Origin of the sequence: Nocardia sp. NPDC005745 (assembly GCF_040630775.1) — a bacterium.
Lineage (GTDB): Bacteria > Actinomycetota > Actinomycetes > Mycobacteriales > Mycobacteriaceae > Nocardia.
The window spans coordinates 41,827-58,905 of record NZ_JBEXYF010000021.1; the positions used below are offsets into that span (position 1 = coordinate 41,827).

General features: G+C 66.9%; 19 protein-coding genes and 1 pseudogene. 12 read left to right on the top strand and 8 right to left on the bottom strand.

Translation table 11 applies throughout. The features are described 5' to 3' along the window. The first annotated feature begins 102 nt into the window (after window positions 1-102). Together ABZ420_RS22245 and ABZ420_RS22250 are read left to right on the top strand one after the other, a co-directional pair. On the top strand, window positions 103-765 hold the full coding sequence (locus tag ABZ420_RS22245) for a TetR family transcriptional regulator (protein WP_063051737.1): 663 nt from the start codon (window positions 103-105) through the stop codon (window positions 763-765). 163 nt (window positions 766-928) lie between these two features. Continuing rightward, the gene (locus tag ABZ420_RS22250) at window positions 929-2,086 is read left to right on the top strand and encodes an acyl-CoA dehydrogenase (protein ID WP_040865087.1); all 1,158 of its coding nucleotides are present in this window, start codon (window positions 929-931) and stop codon (window positions 2,084-2,086) included. Between the two features lie 139 nt (window positions 2,087-2,225). Here the strand turns inward: ABZ420_RS22250 and ABZ420_RS22255 are convergent, their stop codons facing one another. Both ABZ420_RS22255 and ABZ420_RS22260 read right to left on the bottom strand, forming a co-directional pair. After that, the gene (locus ABZ420_RS22255) at window positions 2,226-3,362 is read right to left on the bottom strand and encodes an epoxide hydrolase family protein (RefSeq protein ID WP_357125765.1); all 1,137 of its coding nucleotides are present in this window, start codon (window positions 3,360-3,362) and stop codon (window positions 2,226-2,228) included. A gap of 236 nt (window positions 3,363-3,598) precedes the next feature. Next, entirely contained in the window at window positions 3,599-4,408 is an 810-nt protein-coding gene (locus ABZ420_RS22260) for a hypothetical protein (protein WP_357125768.1), read from the bottom strand. Between the two features lie 216 nt (window positions 4,409-4,624). Between ABZ420_RS22260 and ABZ420_RS22265 the strand changes: the two genes are divergently transcribed. The 3 genes from ABZ420_RS22265 (at window position 4,625) to ABZ420_RS22275 (ending at window position 5,971) form a co-directional block, all read left to right on the top strand. Beyond that, entirely contained in the window at window positions 4,625-5,509 is an 885-nt protein-coding gene (locus ABZ420_RS22265; RefSeq protein ID WP_357125771.1) for a helix-turn-helix transcriptional regulator, read from the top strand. Further along, a complete protein-coding gene (locus tag ABZ420_RS22270; RefSeq protein WP_357125774.1) occupies window positions 5,506-5,712 on the top strand; it encodes a DUF397 domain-containing protein in 207 nt (68 codons plus the stop codon). The genes ABZ420_RS22265 and ABZ420_RS22270 overlap by 4 nt, the downstream gene beginning before the upstream one ends. 73 nt (window positions 5,713-5,785) lie before the next feature. Next, window positions 5,786-5,971, top strand: a complete 186-nt coding sequence (locus tag ABZ420_RS22275) for a DUF397 domain-containing protein (RefSeq protein ID WP_357125777.1) — start codon at window positions 5,786-5,788, stop codon at window positions 5,969-5,971. Between the two features lie 75 nt (window positions 5,972-6,046). On the opposite strand, the gene ABZ420_RS22280 is transcribed toward ABZ420_RS22275, so the two are convergent. Next, window positions 6,047-6,997: a GntR family transcriptional regulator gene (locus ABZ420_RS22280; protein WP_357125780.1), complete on the bottom strand. Its 951-nt coding sequence runs from the start codon at window positions 6,995-6,997 to the stop codon at window positions 6,047-6,049. Window positions 6,998-7,208: 211 nt separating this feature from the next. Between ABZ420_RS22280 and ABZ420_RS22285 the strand changes: the two genes are divergently transcribed. Then, on the top strand, window positions 7,209-8,471 hold the full coding sequence (locus ABZ420_RS22285; RefSeq protein ID WP_357125783.1) for an FAD-dependent monooxygenase: 1,263 nt from the start codon (window positions 7,209-7,211) through the stop codon (window positions 8,469-8,471). Further along, window positions 8,462-8,911: a VOC family protein gene (locus ABZ420_RS22290; protein ID WP_357125786.1), complete on the top strand. Its 450-nt coding sequence runs from the start codon at window positions 8,462-8,464 to the stop codon at window positions 8,909-8,911. The genes ABZ420_RS22285 and ABZ420_RS22290 overlap by 10 nt, the downstream gene beginning before the upstream one ends. Before the next feature lie 13 nt (window positions 8,912-8,924). Here ABZ420_RS22290 and ABZ420_RS22295 read toward each other — a convergent pair whose 3' ends face one another. Both ABZ420_RS22295 and ABZ420_RS22300 read right to left on the bottom strand, forming a co-directional pair. Further along, a complete protein-coding gene (locus ABZ420_RS22295) occupies window positions 8,925-9,209 on the bottom strand; it encodes a GNAT family N-acetyltransferase (protein ID WP_357125789.1) in 285 nt (94 codons plus the stop codon). Between the two features lie 46 nt (window positions 9,210-9,255). Continuing rightward, the gene (locus tag ABZ420_RS22300) at window positions 9,256-10,614 is read right to left on the bottom strand and encodes an FAD-linked oxidase C-terminal domain-containing protein (protein WP_357125793.1); all 1,359 of its coding nucleotides are present in this window, start codon (window positions 10,612-10,614) and stop codon (window positions 9,256-9,258) included. 225 nt (window positions 10,615-10,839) lie between these two features. Here ABZ420_RS22300 and ABZ420_RS22305 point away from each other — a divergent pair, with 225 nt between their 5' ends. After that, window positions 10,840-11,169 carry a hypothetical protein gene (locus tag ABZ420_RS22305; RefSeq protein WP_357125796.1) on the top strand — a complete coding sequence of 110 codons (330 nt, stop codon included), beginning with the start codon at window positions 10,840-10,842 and terminating at the stop codon, window positions 11,167-11,169. 60 nt (window positions 11,170-11,229) lie between these two features. After that, entirely contained in the window at window positions 11,230-11,739 is a 510-nt protein-coding gene (locus ABZ420_RS22310) for a GtrA family protein (protein ID WP_357125799.1), read from the top strand. A 9-nt stretch (window positions 11,740-11,748) separates the two neighbouring features. Here ABZ420_RS22310 and ABZ420_RS22315 read toward each other — a convergent pair whose 3' ends face one another. The 3 genes from ABZ420_RS22315 to ABZ420_RS22325 are packed head-to-tail and all read right to left on the bottom strand — an operon-like array spanning window position 11,749 to window position 13,703. Continuing rightward, window positions 11,749-12,402: a Type 1 glutamine amidotransferase-like domain-containing protein gene (locus ABZ420_RS22315; RefSeq protein ID WP_357125803.1), complete on the bottom strand. Its 654-nt coding sequence runs from the start codon at window positions 12,400-12,402 to the stop codon at window positions 11,749-11,751. Between the two features lie 6 nt (window positions 12,403-12,408). Continuing rightward, window positions 12,409-13,245, bottom strand: coding sequence for a maleylpyruvate isomerase family mycothiol-dependent enzyme (locus ABZ420_RS22320; RefSeq protein WP_357125806.1), 837 nt, complete (start codon window positions 13,243-13,245; stop codon window positions 12,409-12,411). Further along, the gene (locus tag ABZ420_RS22325) at window positions 13,242-13,703 is read right to left on the bottom strand and encodes an HIT family protein (protein ID WP_357125809.1); all 462 of its coding nucleotides are present in this window, start codon (window positions 13,701-13,703) and stop codon (window positions 13,242-13,244) included. The genes ABZ420_RS22320 and ABZ420_RS22325 overlap by 4 nt, the downstream gene beginning before the upstream one ends. 409 nt (window positions 13,704-14,112) lie before the next feature. Here ABZ420_RS22325 and ABZ420_RS22330 point away from each other — a divergent pair. The 3 genes and pseudogenes from ABZ420_RS22330 to ABZ420_RS22340 form a co-directional block, all read left to right on the top strand. Beyond that, window positions 14,113-15,243, top strand: a pseudogene (locus ABZ420_RS22330) (Re/Si-specific NAD(P)(+) transhydrogenase subunit alpha); the annotation flags it as partial. A gap of 74 nt (window positions 15,244-15,317) precedes the next feature. Beyond that, the gene (locus ABZ420_RS22335; protein ID WP_062971051.1) at window positions 15,318-15,635 is read left to right on the top strand and encodes an NAD(P) transhydrogenase subunit alpha; all 318 of its coding nucleotides are present in this window, start codon (window positions 15,318-15,320) and stop codon (window positions 15,633-15,635) included. Next, window positions 15,635-17,065 (top strand): NAD(P)(+) transhydrogenase (Re/Si-specific) subunit beta, encoded by a 1,431-nt coding sequence (locus tag ABZ420_RS22340; protein ID WP_357125812.1) that lies wholly within the window; start codon window positions 15,635-15,637, stop codon window positions 17,063-17,065. Before ABZ420_RS22335 ends, ABZ420_RS22340 begins: the two co-directional genes overlap by 1 nt. Window positions 17,066-17,079 lie beyond the last annotated feature (14 nt).

The following is a 17,079-nucleotide window of genomic DNA, read 5'->3' on the forward strand; positions in this document are numbered from 1 at the left end:
GCAAGGGCACCACGGCAAATGGTGGAATCTCCGGCGCGGAGAACTGGGGGTTTCGGTTGCTGACTACGGTGTGAGGTCGTGACTACAGGGGATATCGCTCGGATGCGGGGAGGCGACGACACCGCGCATTTTCGGCTCACGGTGGTGGATCAGGCGCTGCGGTTGTTCGCCGAGAAGGGGTACGAGGCGACGACGGTCGATGAGATCGCCGAGGCGGCGGGGATCTCGCGGCGCACGTTCTTCCGGCAGTTCCGGTCCAAGGAGGACGTGATCTTCGCCGATCACGAGTCTCAGCTGGCGCAGGCCGAGCAGTTCCTGTCCGCGTCGCGCGAGGACCCGTGGGAAGCGGTGTGCGCGGCGGTGGTGCAGGTGTTCGAGCGCTTCACGCAGTGGCGGGAGATCGCGGCGCGGCGCTATCAGGTGGTGCGCCGGGTGCCCGCGTTGCGCGAGCGCGAGATCGTCACGGTGTTCCGTTACGAACGGTTGTTCACCGACTACCTGCGCGAGCGGCTGCCCGACGTCCCCGATCTGGCGCGGGTGCAGTTCGCCGCCGCTGTGACGGCGACGCACAACTACCTGCTGCGCCGGATGGTGCGCGGCGAGTCGGACGCGGGCGCCGCCGACCTGCGGTTGGAGCTGGCCGCGATCCCGCGTGGCGCCGGGCGTGCCGTGAATCCCGACGAGCTCGTCGTCGCCGTGTTCCCGCGCGATGCCGCGCCCAGGCAGATAGCGGACCTGCTGGTCCGCAAGCTCGGCACCCTGTGACGTGGCCCTGAGTGCGACCAATCTGACACTGAGTGCCACGTAATCTTCCCATGTTATACGCGTCCATGTGGGTATACTCGACTCATATATGGCACTGAGTGCCGACGCGTTGCTTTCTCGGCGGAAAGCGGCGATCACCACCGACGACCAGGAGTGAAGCCCGATGGCGGGAAACCCCGATTTCGACCTGTTCAAGCTCGAGGACTTCCACGATGAGCTGCGCGCCGCGATCCGCGCTCTCGCCGAGAAGGAGATCGCTCCGCACGCCAAGGACGTCGACGGCAATTCCCGCTTCCCGGAGGAGGCGCTGACCGCGCTGAACGCCTCCGGCTTCAACGCCGTGCACGTGCCGGAGGCCTACGGCGGCCAGGGGGCCGACTCGGTGGCCACCTGCATCGTGATCGAGGAGGTCGCGCGCGTCTGCGGTTCGTCCTCGCTGATCCCCGCGGTCAACAAGCTCGGCACCATGGGCCTGATCCTGAACGGCTCCGAGGAGCTGAAGCACAAGGTGCTGCCGGACATCGTCAACGGCGAGATGGCCTCCTACGCGCTATCCGAGCGCGAAGCGGGCTCCGACGCGGCAGGCATGCGCACCCGGGCCAAGCAGGAGGGTGACGACTGGATCATCAACGGCTCCAAGTGCTGGATCACCAACGGCGGCAAGTCCTCCTGGTACACCGTGATGGCGGTGACCGACGCGGAGAAGGGCGCCAACGGCATCTCGGCCTTCCTGGTGCACAAGGACGACGAGGGCTTCGTGGTCGGCCCGCTGGAGCACAAGCTGGGCATCAAGGGCTCGCCCACCGCCGAGCTGTACTTCGAGAACTGCCGGGTGCCGGGTGACCGCATCGTCGGCGAGCCGGGCACCGGCTTCAAGACCGCGCTTCAGACCCTCGACCACACCCGCCCCACCATCGGCGCGCAGGCCGTCGGCCTGGCCCAGGGCGCGCTGGACGCGGCCATCGCCTACACCAAGGACCGCAAGCAGTTCGGCAAGTCGATCGCCGACTTCCAGAACACCCAGTTCATGCTCGCCGACATGGCGATGAAGATCGAGGCCGCCCGCCTCATGGTCTACACCTCGGCCGCCCGCGCCGAGCGTGGCGAGCAGAACCTCGGCTTCATCTCCGCCGCCGCCAAGTGCTTCGCCTCCGACGTCGCCATGGAGGTCACCACCAACGCCGTGCAGCTATTCGGCGGCGCGGGCTACACCACCGACTTCCCGGTGGAGCGCATGATGCGTGACGCGAAGATCACCCAGATCTACGAGGGCACCAACCAGATCCAGCGTCTGGTGATGTCGCGCGCGCTGCTGAAGTGACGCTTCTGTAGATGTGCGGCGTTCGGGCGGTCCCGGAACGCATCTCGGGCTCTTCGGGCCGTCGAGGTGCTCGGCCCGCCCGAACGTCCGTCGTCCGCCCGCTCGAGCTGCCATCCAAACGACATGGAGTGCCGCGACTTCAGCCGACTTCGGCGAAGAACCGCCGGATGTCGCCGACGAGCAGTTCGGGTGCCTCGTGCGCGGCGAAGTGGCCTGCGGCATCGTTCGGACCGCCGATCGCCGAGCCCGCGTCGTAGGAGTTCCAGCTGACGATATTGCTGTGGTCACGCTCGGCGAACCGGCGGATCGACTGGAAATCGCCCTTGAACATGGCGAGTGCGATGGGGGTCGTGGTCGGGCCGGTCGGGCGGTCGGTGCTGTGCGCCTCCTCGTAGTAGTACCGGACCGAGGAGCCCGCGGTGCCGGTCAGCCAGTAGAGGGCAACGTTGCCGATGACGAAATCGGCGTCCAGACTCTCACCGAAAAGCTGTGCGTTCCAACCCAGCAGGCCGATCGGCGAATCGGAGAGCGCGTAGGCCAGCGTCTGCGGCTGCTGGCTGCACAGGATGTTGAAGGCCATCTTGTTGTCCTGGAACCACTTCAAATGTTCGAGTGCCGCCAGGTCCTCCGGCGAGAGGTCGACGAACTCGGCCGGATCGCCGGACGGGAACGAAAACAGCTGTGTCACATGGACACCCACTACCCGGTCCGGCGCCAGGCGACCGATCTCCGGGGAGACCATCGAGCCGCCGTCGTTGCCGATCGCGCCGAAGCGCTGGTAGCCGAGCCGATCCATCAGCTCGATCCAGGCCTTGGCGACGCGCCGCATGGTCCAGCCGGTGCTGTGCGTCGGGCCGGAGAAGCCCATGCCGGGCAGCGCCGGGATCACGAGGTGGAAGGCCGGATGGTCAGCGGACTCCGGCGCGGTCAGCGACTCGATGACGTCGAGGTACTCGAGCACCGAGCCGGGCCAGCCGTGGGTCAGGACCACTGGCAGCGCGTCCGCGCGAGATGACCGGATGTGCAGAAAGTAGATGTTCTCGCCGTCGATCTCGGTGGTGAACTGCGGGTAGGCGTTCAGCTTCGCCTCGAGCGCCCGCCAATCGAAGGTCTCTAGCCAGTACTGTGCCAGGCCGCGCACCCGATCCTCGGGGACGCCATAGGAGTCCCCTACGCCGGGCAGTTCGTTCGGCCACAGGGAGCGGCGCAGACGCTCGGCCAGATCGTCGAGCTTCGTCTGCGGAATGTCGACCCGGAAGGGCTTGATGGTGCTCACGGCGGTCTCCTTTGGAATGGAATGCTTCGTTCTGTTTGAACTGTACAGAACGGATCATTCCGTTTCAACCCGGCGTCATGCTGCCGACCCGCCCACTGCCGTGCCATCCGCCGCAGATGGCAGTAGCCACTGCTAGCGCGGTCAGTTGGATCGGCGGCGTGCACTCAGCCCAGGTCGCGGCGACCCGGGTGCCCGGCCTGGAGGCCCGCATCACCAGCCCGACCGACAGGTGCGTTTTACCGGTCCCCGGGGGCCGAGGAACGCGACGTCTCGCGGGTGGTGATGAATTCGATGTCAGGGGTGTAAATACAGCCGTTCGCAAGGCAGTCTCGGGTAGCCGTCGATGTTGTCTGTGGATACTTCGACTGCGTCGTGCCAGTGGCGGGCGCGCCATTCCTGAACGAACAGGCAGGCGGCCGTGAGGCAGGCGACGAAGTCCAGGCGGGCGCCGTGCCAGAACACCGACAGGTGAACATCCGGCTCGGAGGGGATGGGGGATGCCCCGCGATCAGGCATATGCCCCCCCATCGCCGGCGGCGCGCGAGCTTGTCGGCCACGCAGCCACGGATCGCTGCGACGACAACCCGGCCGGAGGGGCGAAATGCCGTGTCGGGCCGCGTTACCCACGCGCGGAACCGGATGCCTCGATCGGCGGGGCTCGGCAAGGCGATCGTCCCGCCGTAGCGGATGATGGACACGTTCAAGCGGAACATCTTGGCGAACAACGGCACGTCGTCCGGCAGGTCCGGCCGGATGATGAATGTCCACCGATGCGATCGTGGATGCGACAGGATCGGTCCCAACTCGTGGCCGTGGTATTGCATCCACGCCTTCACGTGCTGTCCCAGCACGGCGGGCATGGTTACGGCCCAGACCATTCCGGTGCGGACGACGATCCGGCCGATCTGGGGAGGGTCGACCGTCGCGGGGAGGCCGCACACCTGTCGGTAGTAGTGGCAGCGAGACAACGGCGTGTCTCCAAACGCTATGTGGCGCAACGAGACCTCTGCTTCATCGAAGGGTTCATGGGTGCGCCCGAACTCCAACGGCTCTTGAACGAATCTACGAAGGGAAGCGAACCGGGTTGTGAGGTCTAGCTTTTCGCGTCCCCCATCAGGCGCTATCTCAGAGAACCACTGGACCAGCAGGGTGGAATACGTAAAGATGAAATCTCATCAGCTCCACCAGCATGTTTTTCATCCTGCATTGAGAATTGGCCCGGAGATGAGAAGCCGGGTCGCCTGAGTAGACAGGAACGCGGCATGGCCGAAAGTGGTGGCTCGACTCTCCCTCGCCGTCAGCTCGGTAGGCACCTGCGGAACGGGCGCGAAGCGGCGGGGTTAACTCTGGCCGATGTCGGCGAACGGATGCAGTGGAGCGTCAGCACCGTTCAGCGGATGGAGGTCGGCAAGACCGAGCGGATCCGCACCGTGGACATCGAGGCGCTGTGCAAGATCTACGACTTCACCGAGGAGTACACGAACGCACTGGTCGGGCTCGCGAAGCAGGCCAGCGTGAAGTCGTGGTGGCATGAGTTCGGCGACCTGATCCCTGAGAACTTCGATGTGTTCGTGGACCTGGAAGCCACCGCGCGGGCGCTGACCTGGTACGAGCCGGAACTGGTTCCCGGAATCTTCCAGACCCCGGCGTACGCGAGCGGACTGATCCGCGCCGTCTACCCCGGGGACACGCCACTGGAACACGAGCGGCGTGTACACCTCCGTCGCAAGCGTCAAGCACTGATCACCCGCAAAACGAAACCCGTGACTGTGAACGCCATCCTTCGAGAGTCGGCGCTACGCGGGATCGTTGGCGACGATCGCGTCATGTCCGCCCAACTGCGGCATCTGGTAGACCTCATGGGTTTGCCCAACGTCACGATCCGGGTGCTTCCCTTCTCGGCCGGATTCCCGATGGGTGTCGCCGTCGGGCCGTTCGTGATTTTGAAGTCCGGGGGTGACAGCAAGCGGCAGCCCAAGGAGCCTACAGTTGTCTACGTCGAGAGCTTCACAGGCGATTTGTACCTGGAGAAGTTCAGCGCTGTGAACCGGTATGTCGATGCCTACCAGCAGTTCGAGCGCGCGGCGCTGGACCCGGAACAAAGCAAGAGCCTGCTCCGGCAGACTGCAAGGGAGTATGCACTGTGAATATCGGCCTCTCCGAGGACAAGTGGTTCAAGAGCAGCCGTAGCGGGGGCGACAAAGCATGCGTCGAAGTGGCTTTCCTCGCAGGAGGTCACATCGGCGTGCGGGATTCGAAGAACCCGACCGGCCCGGCGCTGATGTTCACGCCCGGCCAGTGGGACGCTTTCACCGCTGGCGTGGCGGATGGAGAGTTCGAACGTTCCTGAAGCCGATCGAAGGGCGGACGCTGGACCCAGAACACCAACATCTGCTCCGGCCTACAGCAAGGGAGTATGCACTGTGAATACGGACCTCTCCGACGCGAAGTGGTTCAAGAGCAGCCGCAGCCAGGCCGGAAAGGAATGTGTTGAGGTTGCATTTCTGAACGGGGGCTATATCGGCGTGCGGGACTCGAAGAACCCGACCGGCCCGGCTCTGGTGTTCACGCCCGACGAATGGGACGCCTTCACCACAGGCTTGCGGTGACTCCCACCCCCAAGCCAACCGGCTGACCGCCGCGAGCGGCACATGGCTGCGGCAAAACGCGAGTAGACCTCTCGCTCATGTGCCGCTCACGGACGCATGGCTGAGTAGGGCGGCGAAGCCGTCGAGGTGGCGTGCGAGGCCGTATTCGAAGAGGTCGTTCAGGTTCGTCGACTCCGGGATTGTTGCCAGTAGGGGGAATTCGCCGCTGGCGAGGAGGTCGTGGGCTTGTGTCCGGAGTGCGATCGTCCAGTGGTCGAGGGGCATGCCGGTGTCCTGTTCGGCTTCGGCTTCTTCCGCCATCGACCGGGCGAGGCCGAGAACCAGTGCGTGCAGGGTGAGTGCTTCGTGCAGGCGGGTGGTCATGGGCAGGCCGAGTCCGTCGAGGGCGCGTAGTGTCCACTCGGTTTGCGCCATCATGTTGGGTGCGAGCAAGGGGCGGGTGAACGAGACAACCTCGGGTAGCCATAGGTGCCGCTGGCACAGCTGCCATTGCCCGCGGGCGATCAGTTCGAGTTCGGCGCGCCAGCCGTCCGGCCCCGGCTCGGGTAGCTCGAGTTCACCGAAGGCCATGTCGGCCATCTGTGTCAGCAGTTCGTCTTTGTTTTCCACGTGCCGGTACAGCGACATCGGGCCGACGCCGAGTTCGGCAGCGAGTCGTCGCATCGACACCGCGTCCAGGCCCTCGGTGTCGGCGATCCTGATGGCCTTGCGGACCACGTCGTCGCGGTTCAGCGCCTGATCGGAGGGACCGGATGGCGTCGATGAGATGGTGGGCCGGGGCGCCGTTGACTGCTTGCGGGCGCTGACCACCGTGCCGGAACCGACTCGCGCTTCGACCAGTCCTTCCTCGCGGAGAGCCGCCGTCACTTTGGTCGCGGTCGCGACCGCGACGCCCCATCGCTGAGCGATCTGCCGGATGGAGGGCGCCCGATCGCCGGGTCGAAGGTCGCCGGTCAGGATTCGCGCGCGAATCTCCGCGACGATCGTCCGGTACGGCGGATCCGGTCGCTGTGCCGCTGACGGCAAGAGGTGCTCCGATCCGGTCGATTCGACCACAGGTGTACTAGTTCGGTTCTGATCGTCCTAGTGTACTTATCTGGTTGCTGAGTAGTACTTTTCGGGCCGGAATGGCTACGGTGGAGACAGATTCAATACACCGTACGCACCTAGTGCGGTCAAGAGCGGCCGGTCATCCGTCGCCGTTTCGACCGGCAGGCCACTTCCAGCGGGAGAACGCATGAAAAATCGGACCGTCCTCATATCCGGGGCCGGAGTCGCCGGGCCGACCCTGGCGTACTGGCTGGAGAAGTACGGTTTCCAACCGACCGTGGTGGAGCGCGCGGCCGCACCTCGCAGCGGTGGCCACGCGGTAGATATCCGCGGTACCGCCCGGCAGGTGGCCGAGCGGACCGGCATCGTCGCCCGAGTCCGGCAGGCGCACACCGGAGCACGCGGGCTGGCGTTCGTCGATGGCGAGGGCAAGCGCGTCGCGACGATGGGTACCGACGTGTTCGGGCACTCGGGCGGACCCGTCGCCGAGATGGCCGTTCTCCGTACCGATTTGGCCCGAATCCTCTACGACACGTCCCGTGACGACGTCGAATACGTCTTCGGTGACTCGATCACCGCAGTCGACCAGGACGAGAACGGGGTGCGGGTCGACTTCGCGCAAGGAGGGTCCAGGCAATTCGACCTGCTGGTCGGCGCGGACGGTGTGCACTCCACCGTCCGAGGTCTGCTTTTCGGTCCTGAGCAGCGCTACATCCGCGATCTCGGCTGCTACATCGCGCTGTTCAGTACCACCACGGCGCTCGAGCACGATGGTTGGCAGTTGATGTACACCATGTCCGGCCGCGACGGTCGGCCCGGCCGGACAGCCGCGCTGTACCCGAAACCCGCTCCCGGAGAAGCGCTGGCCGGATTCTTCCTGCGCTCGGCCCCGCTGGGATACGACAAGCGTGATATCGACGAGCAGAAACGGACCGTCGTCTCCGCCTTCCGAGGCGACGCGTGGGAGATCCCCCGGATGCTCTCCACCATCTGGGAGGCGCCCGATTTCTACTTCGACCGGGTCGAACAGGTGCGGATGGACACCTGGTCACGCGGCCGGACGGTGCTGATCGGAGATGCCAGCTACTGCGCCTCGCCGATGTCGGGCATCGGTACCAGCCTGGCGCTGGTCGGTGCGTACATCCTGGCCGGCGAACTCGCCGCGGCCGATGGCGACCATCGCCTCGCCTACGCCGCCTACGAGCGGGAGATGCGCGAGTTCGCCGAGCAGGCCCAAGAGTTCGCCCGGAATGCGGGCGACGGCGGCCTGATGCCGGACTCCCGGGCACAGGTCCGGCTGCGCAACCTGTCCATCCGGATGCTGCCGTTCCTGCCGAGGCGCCTGGTCGGCCGGGGCATGGAGAAGGTCGCCGAAGTGGTCGAACTGAAGGACTACACGGCGTTCACCCGGGCCGAGGCCCGCGACAAAGGAGGACAAGCATGCGGATGAGTACGTTCCTGTGGTTCGACGGCCTCGCCGAGCAGGCCGCCGACCACTACACGGGGCTGATCGCCGACTCCGAGGTGCTCGGCATACAGCGCGCCGCGGACGGTCGCGCCACCACCGTCACCTTCGAATTGGCCGGACAACGGTACATCGCCTACAACGGCGGGCCGCAGTTCGCTTTCACCGGAGCGCTGTCGATGTACGTCGAATGCGATTCACAGGACGAGGTGGACGCCGTGTGGGCAGGCCTCACCGATGGCGGTCACGAAGGGCCGGGCGGTTCACTGACCGACCGCTTCGGCGTGACGTGGCAGGTCATCCCGAAGGCTCTGAGTGACTTGCTGGCGGGCGCCGAACCGGACACGGCCGAACGGATCCTGACCGCGGTGCACGGCATGACGAAAATCGATATCCGGGGCTTGCTCGCCGCGAGCGGCGGGTGAGCCGGTCGGTGCGTCAGGAGACCAAGTCCGCGTACTCACGGTGTTCGGCGATGTACTTCTCCACGTACCAGCAGGTGGGGATGACGGAGAAGCCGGACTCGCGGGAGTCGTCGAGGGCGTATTCGACGACCTGGGCGGCTACTCCGCGGCCCCGGAACTCCGGGAAGGTCATGGTGTGGTGGAAGTCGCGGACCTTGGGGTCTTCGCGTTCGGCGTAGTCGGCGTACCCGGCGAGGGTGTCATCGATGTAGATCTCGAAACGGGTATCGGCGACGTTGTGTTCGAGCCTGGTCGTCATGTCGGGGTAGAACTCCTTGTCGGGTGGGAATGTTCCGTCGCGGCGGTCACAGGATCGCGCCGGGATTGAGGATGCCGTCCGGGTCGAGGGCGTCCTTGATGCGCCGGGTCAGGGCCATCACGTCGGGGCCGAGCTGATCGGGCAGCCATGCCTTCTTCAATCGGCCGACGCCGTGTTCACCGGTGATGGTGCCGCCGAGGGCGATGGCCAGTTCCATGATCTCGCCGAAGGCGCGATGCGCCCGCTCGGTGAGATCCGCGTCGGAGGGGTCGTGCACGATCAGCGGGTGGGTGTTGCCGTCGCCCGCGTGCGCGATCACCGACACCGTCACCGCGTTGCGCTCGGCGATCTCGGCGACGCCGCTCACCAGGTCGCCGAGCCGGGGCAGCGGCACGCCGACGTCCTCGAGCAGCAGCGGGCCGAGCTTCTCCACGGCGGGAATCGCCAGCCGCCGGGCGGCCGCGAACGCCTCGCCCTCGGCCGGGTCCTCGGTGTGGAAAACCTCGGTGGCGCCTGCTTTCTCGCAGGCCGCCGCCATGATCTCGGCCTCGCGCCGGGCGAATTCGCCGGGTGCGTCGGAGCGCGCGACCAGCAGCGCGGCCGCCTGCCGGTCCAATCCCATCCGCAACTCGTCCTCCACGGCGTTGATCGACACCGAGTCCATGAACTCGAGCATCGAGGGCCGCAGTTCGCCGGTGATGGTCAGGATCGCCTCGGTGGCGGCGGTGAGCGTGGGGAAGCTCGCGACGACCGTGCTCTGCGGCGGTTGCGCGGGCAGCAGGCGCAGGGTCAGTTCCGTGATCACTCCGAGCGTGCCCTCGCTGCCGACGAACAGCTTGGTCAGCGACAGTCCGGCCGAGTCCTTCAATCGCGGACCGCCCAGGCGCACGACGGTGCCGTCGGCGAGCGCGACCTGCATCCCGAGCACGTAATCGGTTGTCACGCCGTATTTCACACAGCACAGTCCGCCCGCGTTCGTCGCCGCGTTACCGCCGATCGAGCAGATCTCGAACGACGACGGGTCGGGCGGATACCACAGGCCGTGCTCCGCGACCGCGCGCTTGACCTCGGCGTTGAGCAGGCCCGGCTGCACAACGGCGGTCCGGGTGACCGGGTCGACGGTGATATCCCGCATCCGCTCGGTGGTGAGCACGATCGCTCCGTCGACCGCCGTGGCGCCCCCGGACAGCCCGGATCCGGCTCCGCGCGGGATCACCGGGACACGATGCGCGGTGGCCCATCGCAGCGTGGCGGCAACGTCGTCGGTGCTGGTTGCCCGCACCACGGCGAGGGCGGTCCCGGCGTCCGGATCCCGCGCCCAGTCCTGGCGGTAGCTCGCCAGCAGGTCGGCGTCGGTGAGCACCGTGCCGTCGGGGAGGGCGGCGATCAAGTCATGCAGGTCCACAACTTCACGCTAGCTCCCCGTGCCCGTGATTTGCTGATCGGCCGACCCGTGCGCGTGTGGCGCGCGAAAGCCCCGGAATGTGATGTCACCCGCCATAGTGGTATTACCGCTGCCGGGAGACCAGAATGCCCTCAGGGGCTTAGTGTTCGGGGCATCGAGTTCTCCCGGCGCCGCCGTGTCGTGGCGAAGGCCGACCATGCGGTTCGCCGCGTACCACTTGGAGGGATGGAACGGATGCAGGGCGAACAACCCAGTCGCCGGGAACTGGTCGCCGCGATGTTCTCCAGCGAGTTCGTCGAGGGCGGCATCGACCCGGACGTGCTGCGGCGTGTGCACGCGGGCGAGCACGAGGAGTGGCTGAACGCGCTGGACCGCTCCGGTGTCTTCGGCAAGGAGGCCCTCGCCGAGCTGGCCGACCTCTGGCGCCGCGAGCCCCGCGAGTTGCTGGAGGCGCTGCTTGCGGACGCGGACGATGTCGCGCGGCGGCGGTGCCTGGCGGCCTGGGCCGGTTTGGACCAGGCCCAGGACGGTCCCGGCCGGGCGCAGATCAGCTGATCCACCGGGCGGTCGCCGCCTGCTCATCTGCCGGACATCTGCCGCTGGCAGCCTGGTCGCGTGCACGAGCTGTCCGAGACCGCCGATACCATCGCCGACCGGTTCACCCGCTGGTGCGAGGCGGTCGTGCAGCGGCTGCCGTTGGGGCTGGACCGTCTCGTCCCGCCGACACTCCTGGGCTTCGCGCTGATCAACAGCGGCACCTTCGCCGTCGACTTGGCGCTGCTCACCGTCTTGCACGGCTCGTTCGATCTGCCGGTGTGGTTGTCGGTGACCGTGGCGTACGTGTGCGCGTTCGGACTCGCCTTCGTGCTGAACCGTAGGTTCAACTTCCATTCCCACGCGCCGGTCGGCAGGCAGGCCACGGTGTACCTGGGGGTGGTCGTGGTCAACTACCTCGCGTTCATCCTCGGCGTCGGCAGCGGACTCGCCGCGCTGGGGCTGGAGTACCACCTGTCCCGGTTGCTGGCGGGCGCCTGCGAAGCCGTCTACATGTACAGCGCGATGCGCTGGGTGGTCTTCCGCCGGGCTGCCGAGCCGGAACCCGAACTCGCGCCGGACGCGAGGTGAAGACGACGTTCACGACACCGCCGGATCGATGAGCACCTCGGTGCGCGCGCCGTCGACGACGATCGCGTCCTCGTCGGTCATGGCCCAGTGCTCGACGCCTTCGGCGCGGTAGCGGGCGGCGAGCCGAGTGCACTCACCGTCGGGATCGGTGGCCGAATCGATGTGCGGCACGATCCGGCGGTCGACCAATCCCAATCCGTCCCATCGCGGTTCGATGCCGCACGCCGGGGCGACCTCGCCGGGATCGTCCACCGACTCCAGGCCGTGCAGGTCCGGGGTCATCACGCAGGCCCCGGCGCTGTATCCGGCGTAGACGAGCGCGTCGGAGGCGAGCAGCCGGGGAAGCGCTCGGTCCGCGCCGCTGCGGGCGAACTGGGCGCGCAGCACGAAGGTGTTGCCGCCGCGCACCCACACCAGCGGGAATTCGGCCAACTTCCGTTCCAGGTCGGCTTCCCGACCGGCGTACTCGCGCAGGTCGAGCACCTCGGGCCGGTAGCCGAGCTTGCGCAGCGGTGCCATGTCACTGGTCACCGCGCCCGCCCACGCCTGCGGCCAGGCGTCGCAGGCGTTCGGAATCAGCGCCACCCGGCCGGGCGGGCCCGCGAGCGCGGCGAGCCGGTCGTAGTGCGCCCCGAAGCGATAGCTGGACAGGAACAGCCGCATCGCGGATCAGATGGTGAAGGCCAGGTGGCGCACGATGCGTTGCCCGAGTTCGGCATCGCCCTGGATGGTGATCTCGTCCAAGTGCTCCTCGGCGGTCGTCCGACCGCCGCCGAGCCGCACGAAAAGCCTCGAGTCCAGGCCGATCTCGACCGTGGCGGGTTCGTCGAACGCGTCCACGTAGCGCGCCCGGCCCGCCACCTCGATGTGCAAGGTCTTGGCCAAGGGGCCGGTCAGCACGAAGGTGATCCGCGCGCCGTCCGGCGCCTCGCCCTTCTTCGCCACCACGCGCGGGATGCTGCCCGCGAACTCCGCGAACGCGAGCTCGCCGCCTGGCCCGCCCTCTTCCACCGGCACGCCGAGCGCGTCGGCGATGTCGAGTTCGTGCATCCAGCAGTCGAACAACCGCACCCGCATGAACCTGCCGTAGGTCACCTGCCCGACCGGCGAGACGGTTTCCTTCTCCCACTCGGCGTCGCCCATGGCCGCGAGCGCGGCGCGTCTGCGCGCGATGACGTCGCGATAGAACTCGAGCAGCCGGGCGCCGGACAGCGGGCGCAACCGGTCCACCCAGATCTCGTTGAGCACCGCGGTCTCGTTGCGCACGTAGGGAAGCGTGCGCACATCGGTCTTCGCGGTCGTGGGGTCGTGGGCGGGTGGGCGGTCACCCAGTAGCCAGGACTCGGTGCCGACCATGTGGGCGAGGACGTCGAACACGGTCCAGCCGGGCAGCGACGACGGGGTGCGCCAGCGGTCCTCGTCCAGCGGAGCGACCAGCGCGTCGATCGCGTCCCATTGCCGTACCAGCAGGTCGATCAGCGTGGCCCGATCGAACGTCTCGGTCATCCGTCGATTTCCTTTTCCGGGCGTTCGCCCTCGTTGTCCAATGTGGCGATGCCGTCCCGGATGGCCGCGGCGGTGGTCACCGGATCGTGCGGGCGCCGCAGCAGGAATCCCGTAGCGAACCGTAGCTTGTCGCCGTGCCTGCGCGGGATCACATGCAGGTGGACGTGCGGCACGGTCTGGAACGCGGCGGTTCCGTCGTTGAGTACCAGGTTGGCGCCGTCGGCGGCGAGGCTGCTGCGCCGGACGGCCAGTGCGAGCCGGTGCCCGGCCCGGAAGATCCGCGCGCCGAGTTCGGCGTCGAGATCCTCCAACTCGGCGGCGTGCCGCTTCGGTATGACCAGCGTGTGCCCACGGGCCACCGGCCGGATGTCGAGGAACGCGCAGAGCGCGTCGTCCTCGTACACCTTCGCCGCCGGCGCCTCGCCTGCCACGATGCGACAGAAGACGCAGTCGTTCACACGCTGGACCATACGGCGTACGAGCCGAGCGGAACACCCCCGGAGCGTCGTTCGGCGGGACGCGCATGTCCGCTCACCGGGACGCCGGGCCTCCGATCAGGCCCCCACCTCGAGGTTGGTAACAGACTTTTACGTACGGTCTTGCCGTGTTCACGTGCGGCGACCACGATCACAGAGCGAGAAGGAAAAACGGTGGACCGCGGCTTCGATGGAAGACGGCTCGCTCCGTGGCGACCGGGGAACCCCCGGCGCACCGGCGCGAATCGCCCGGCGTGTGTGACGGGCATCTCAGCTAGGCTCACGGCGGGCCAGGTACAGTTGCGAGGATTTGGGCGAACTTACTCGACGGTAACATCGTCCGGTCGTCTACCCGTTGCCTGAAGCTCGGTAAGAGAAGGAAGTCTGACAAGTGGAGACAACGCAGAGCGTAGGCGATCCATCGCCGCGCGGCGCGCGTGTCGGTGTCGTTCGCGAATCGAACGCGGGCGAGCGACGTGTCGCATTGGTGCCGAAGATCATCCCCAGCCTGGTGAAGCAAGGCCTGGAGGTCGTCGTCGAGTCCGGGGCCGGACAGGGCGCGCTGATTCCCGACGAAGCGTATGTGGAGGCGGGCGCGACGATCGGTGATCCGTGGTCGGCGGATGTGGTGGTGAAGGTCGCCCCGCCCAGTGACGCCGAGGTGGGCAAGCTGTCGTCAGGGCAGACGCTGATCGGTTTCCTCGCGCCGCGCAACGCCGACAACCAGATCGGCGCGCTGAAGTCGGCGGGGGTGCAAGCGTTTGCGGTGGAGGCGATTCCGCGGATCTCGCGCGCGCAGGTGATGGACGCGTTGTCCTCGCAGGCGAATGTGGCGGGATACAAGGCGGTGCTGCTGGCGGCGTCGGAGTCGACGCGGTTCTTCCCGATGTTGACCACCGCCGCAGGCACAGTGAAGCCCGCGACCGTGCTGGTGCTCGGTGTGGGCGTGGCGGGCTTGCAGGCGCTGGCGACCGCGAAGCGCCTCGGCGGCCGGACCACCGGGTACGACGTGCGGCCCGAGGTCGCCGATCAGGTGCGGTCGGTGGGTGCGCAGTGGCTGGATCTGGGGATCGACGCCGCTGGTGAGGGCGGATATGCCCGTGAGCTCACCGACGAGGAGAAGGCCGCGCAGCAGCAGGCTTTGGAGGACGCGATCAAGGGCTTCGACGTGGTGATCACCACCGCGCTGGTGCCGGGGCGTCCCGCGCCGCGCTTGGTGACGGCCGCGGCGGTCGAGGGCATGAAGCCCGGCAGCGTGATCGTCGATCTGGCCGGTGAGACCGGCGGCAACTGCGAGTTGACCGAGCCCGGACAGACGGTCGTCAAGCACGAGGTGACCATCGCCTCGCCGTTGAACCTGCCCGCCACCATGCCCGAGCACGCCTCGGAGCTGTACTCGAAGAACATCGCGGCGCTGCTGGAGCTGATGCTGGTCGACGGCAAGCTCGCGCCCGACTTCAGCGACCAGGTGCTGGCGGATTCCTGCGTCACCCGTGCTGCGGCCGAGGCGACCGAGGCGGCCGACGCGACCGAAGCCACTGAAGTGAAGGATGCCGCTGAGGTGAAGGACGCGACCGAGGCGAAGGTGGAGAACTGATGTATACCGAATTGCTGGCGAATATCGCGATCCTGGTGCTGTCCGGGTTCGTCGGTTTCGCGGTGATCTCCAAGGTCCCGAACACGCTGCACACGCCGTTGATGTCGGGCACCAATGCCATTCACGGCATCGTGGTGCTGGGCGCGCTGGTCACGCTGGGTAACGTGCAGGACCCGTCGATCCTGACGCAGATCATCCTGTTCGTCGCTGTGGTGTTCGGAACCCTGAACGTGATCGGTGGTTTCGTGGTGACCGACCGGATGTTGGGGATGTTCAAGGGCAAGAAGCCCGCTGCCGCGCAGAAGGCGGGTGAGTGATGCACACCTTCGACAACGTCACCTATCTGGTGAACGGTCTCTACATTATCGCCTTCGGCATGTTCATCTACGGTTTGATGGGCTTGACCGGCCCGAAGACCGCGGTGCGCGGCAACTTGATCGCCGCGGTGGGCATGGCGCTGGCGGTGGTCGCGACGCTGATCTCGATCCGGCACACCGACAACTGGATTCTCATCGTCGCCGGTCTGGTGGTCGGCGTCGTGCTGGGTGTGCCGCCCGCGAAGTACACCAAGATGACCGCGATGCCGCAGCTGGTGGCCGCGTTCAACGGTGTCGGCGGTGGCACGGTCGCGTTGATCGCGTGGTCGGAATTCATCAACTCCCAGGGTTTCTCGCACTTCGACGAGGAACCGACCGTGCACATCGTGATCGGGTCGCTGTTCGCGGCGATCATCGGTTCGGTGTCGTTTTGGGGTTCGCTGATCGCGTTCGGGAAGTTGCAGGAGATCCTGCCCGGCCGCCCGATCGGGATCGGCAAATTGCAGCAACCGTTGAACCTGCTGCTGCTGCTGGGCGCGGTCGCCGCGGCGGTGGTGATCGGCGTCGGCGCCACCGGTGACGGGGTGTCACAGCTGTGGATGATCGCGGTGCTGGTGGCAGCCGGTGTGCTCGGGTTGATGGTGGTGCTGCCGATCGGCGGCGCGGACATGCCGGTGGTCATCTCGCTGCTCAACGCGCTGACCGGATTGTCGGCCGCCGCGGCGGGTCTGGCGTTGAACAACACCGCGATGATCGTCGCGGGCATGATCGTCGGCGCGTCCGGCACCATCCTGACCAACCTGATGGCCAAGGCGATGAACCGGTCCATCCCGGCGATCGTCGCGGGCGGTTTCGGTGGCGGCGGTGCCGCGCCCGGCGGTGCGGATGGTGAGCAGAAGCAGGCCAAGGCCACTTCCGCCGCGGACGCCGCGATCCAGATGGCGTATGCGAACCAGGTGATCGTGGTGCCCGGTTACGGCATGGCGGTGGCGCAGGCGCAGCACGCGGTCAAGGAGATGGCTTCGCTGCTGGAGGCTAAGGGTGTGGAGGTCAAATACGCCATCCACCCGGTCGCCGGTCGCATGCCCGGTCACATGAACGTGCTGCTGGCCGAGGCCGAGGTGTCCTATGACGCGCTCAAGGAAATGGACGACATCAACGGCGAGTTCAATCGCACCGATGTCGCCTTGGTGATCGGCGCCAACGACGTCACCAACCCCGCCGCCCGCGAGGACGCCTCCAGCCCGATCTACGGCATGCCCGTGCTCAACGTCGACCAGGCCAAGAGCGTCATCGTGCTCAAGCGGTCGATGAACAGTGGTTTCGCCGGTATCGACAACCCGCTGTTCTACGCCGACCACACCTCCATGCTGTTCGGCGACGCCAAGAAGTCCGTCGGAGCGGTCACCGAGGAACTGAAGGCGTTGTAGGCCGGAGGTTCCCG

Excerpts from the sequence above, each read along its gene's own strand:
- ABZ420_RS22245 (WP_063051737.1), top strand. The coding sequence starts at position 103 with ATGCGGGGAGGCGACGACACCGCGCATTTTCGGCTCACGGTGGTGGAT.
- ABZ420_RS22250 (WP_040865087.1), top strand. The coding sequence starts at position 929 with ATGGCGGGAAACCCCGATTTCGACCTGTTCAAGCTCGAGGACTTCCAC.
- ABZ420_RS22265 (WP_357125771.1), top strand. The coding sequence starts at position 4,625 with ATGGCCGAAAGTGGTGGCTCGACTCTCCCTCGCCGTCAGCTCGGTAGG.
- ABZ420_RS22285 (WP_357125783.1), top strand. The coding sequence starts at position 7,209 with ATGAAAAATCGGACCGTCCTCATATCCGGGGCCGGAGTCGCCGGGCCG.
- ABZ420_RS22290 (WP_357125786.1), top strand. The coding sequence starts at position 8,462 with ATGCGGATGAGTACGTTCCTGTGGTTCGACGGCCTCGCCGAGCAGGCC.
- ABZ420_RS22295 (WP_357125789.1), bottom strand. The coding sequence starts at position 9,209 with ATGACGACCAGGCTCGAACACAACGTCGCCGATACCCGTTTCGAGATC.
- ABZ420_RS22305 (WP_357125796.1), top strand. The coding sequence starts at position 10,840 with ATGGAACGGATGCAGGGCGAACAACCCAGTCGCCGGGAACTGGTCGCC.
- ABZ420_RS22315 (WP_357125803.1), bottom strand. The coding sequence starts at position 12,402 with ATGCGGCTGTTCCTGTCCAGCTATCGCTTCGGGGCGCACTACGACCGG.
- ABZ420_RS22320 (WP_357125806.1), bottom strand. The coding sequence starts at position 13,245 with ATGACCGAGACGTTCGATCGGGCCACGCTGATCGACCTGCTGGTACGG.
- ABZ420_RS22335 (WP_062971051.1), top strand. The coding sequence starts at position 15,318 with ATGTATACCGAATTGCTGGCGAATATCGCGATCCTGGTGCTGTCCGGG.
- ABZ420_RS22340 (WP_357125812.1), top strand. The coding sequence starts at position 15,635 with ATGCACACCTTCGACAACGTCACCTATCTGGTGAACGGTCTCTACATT.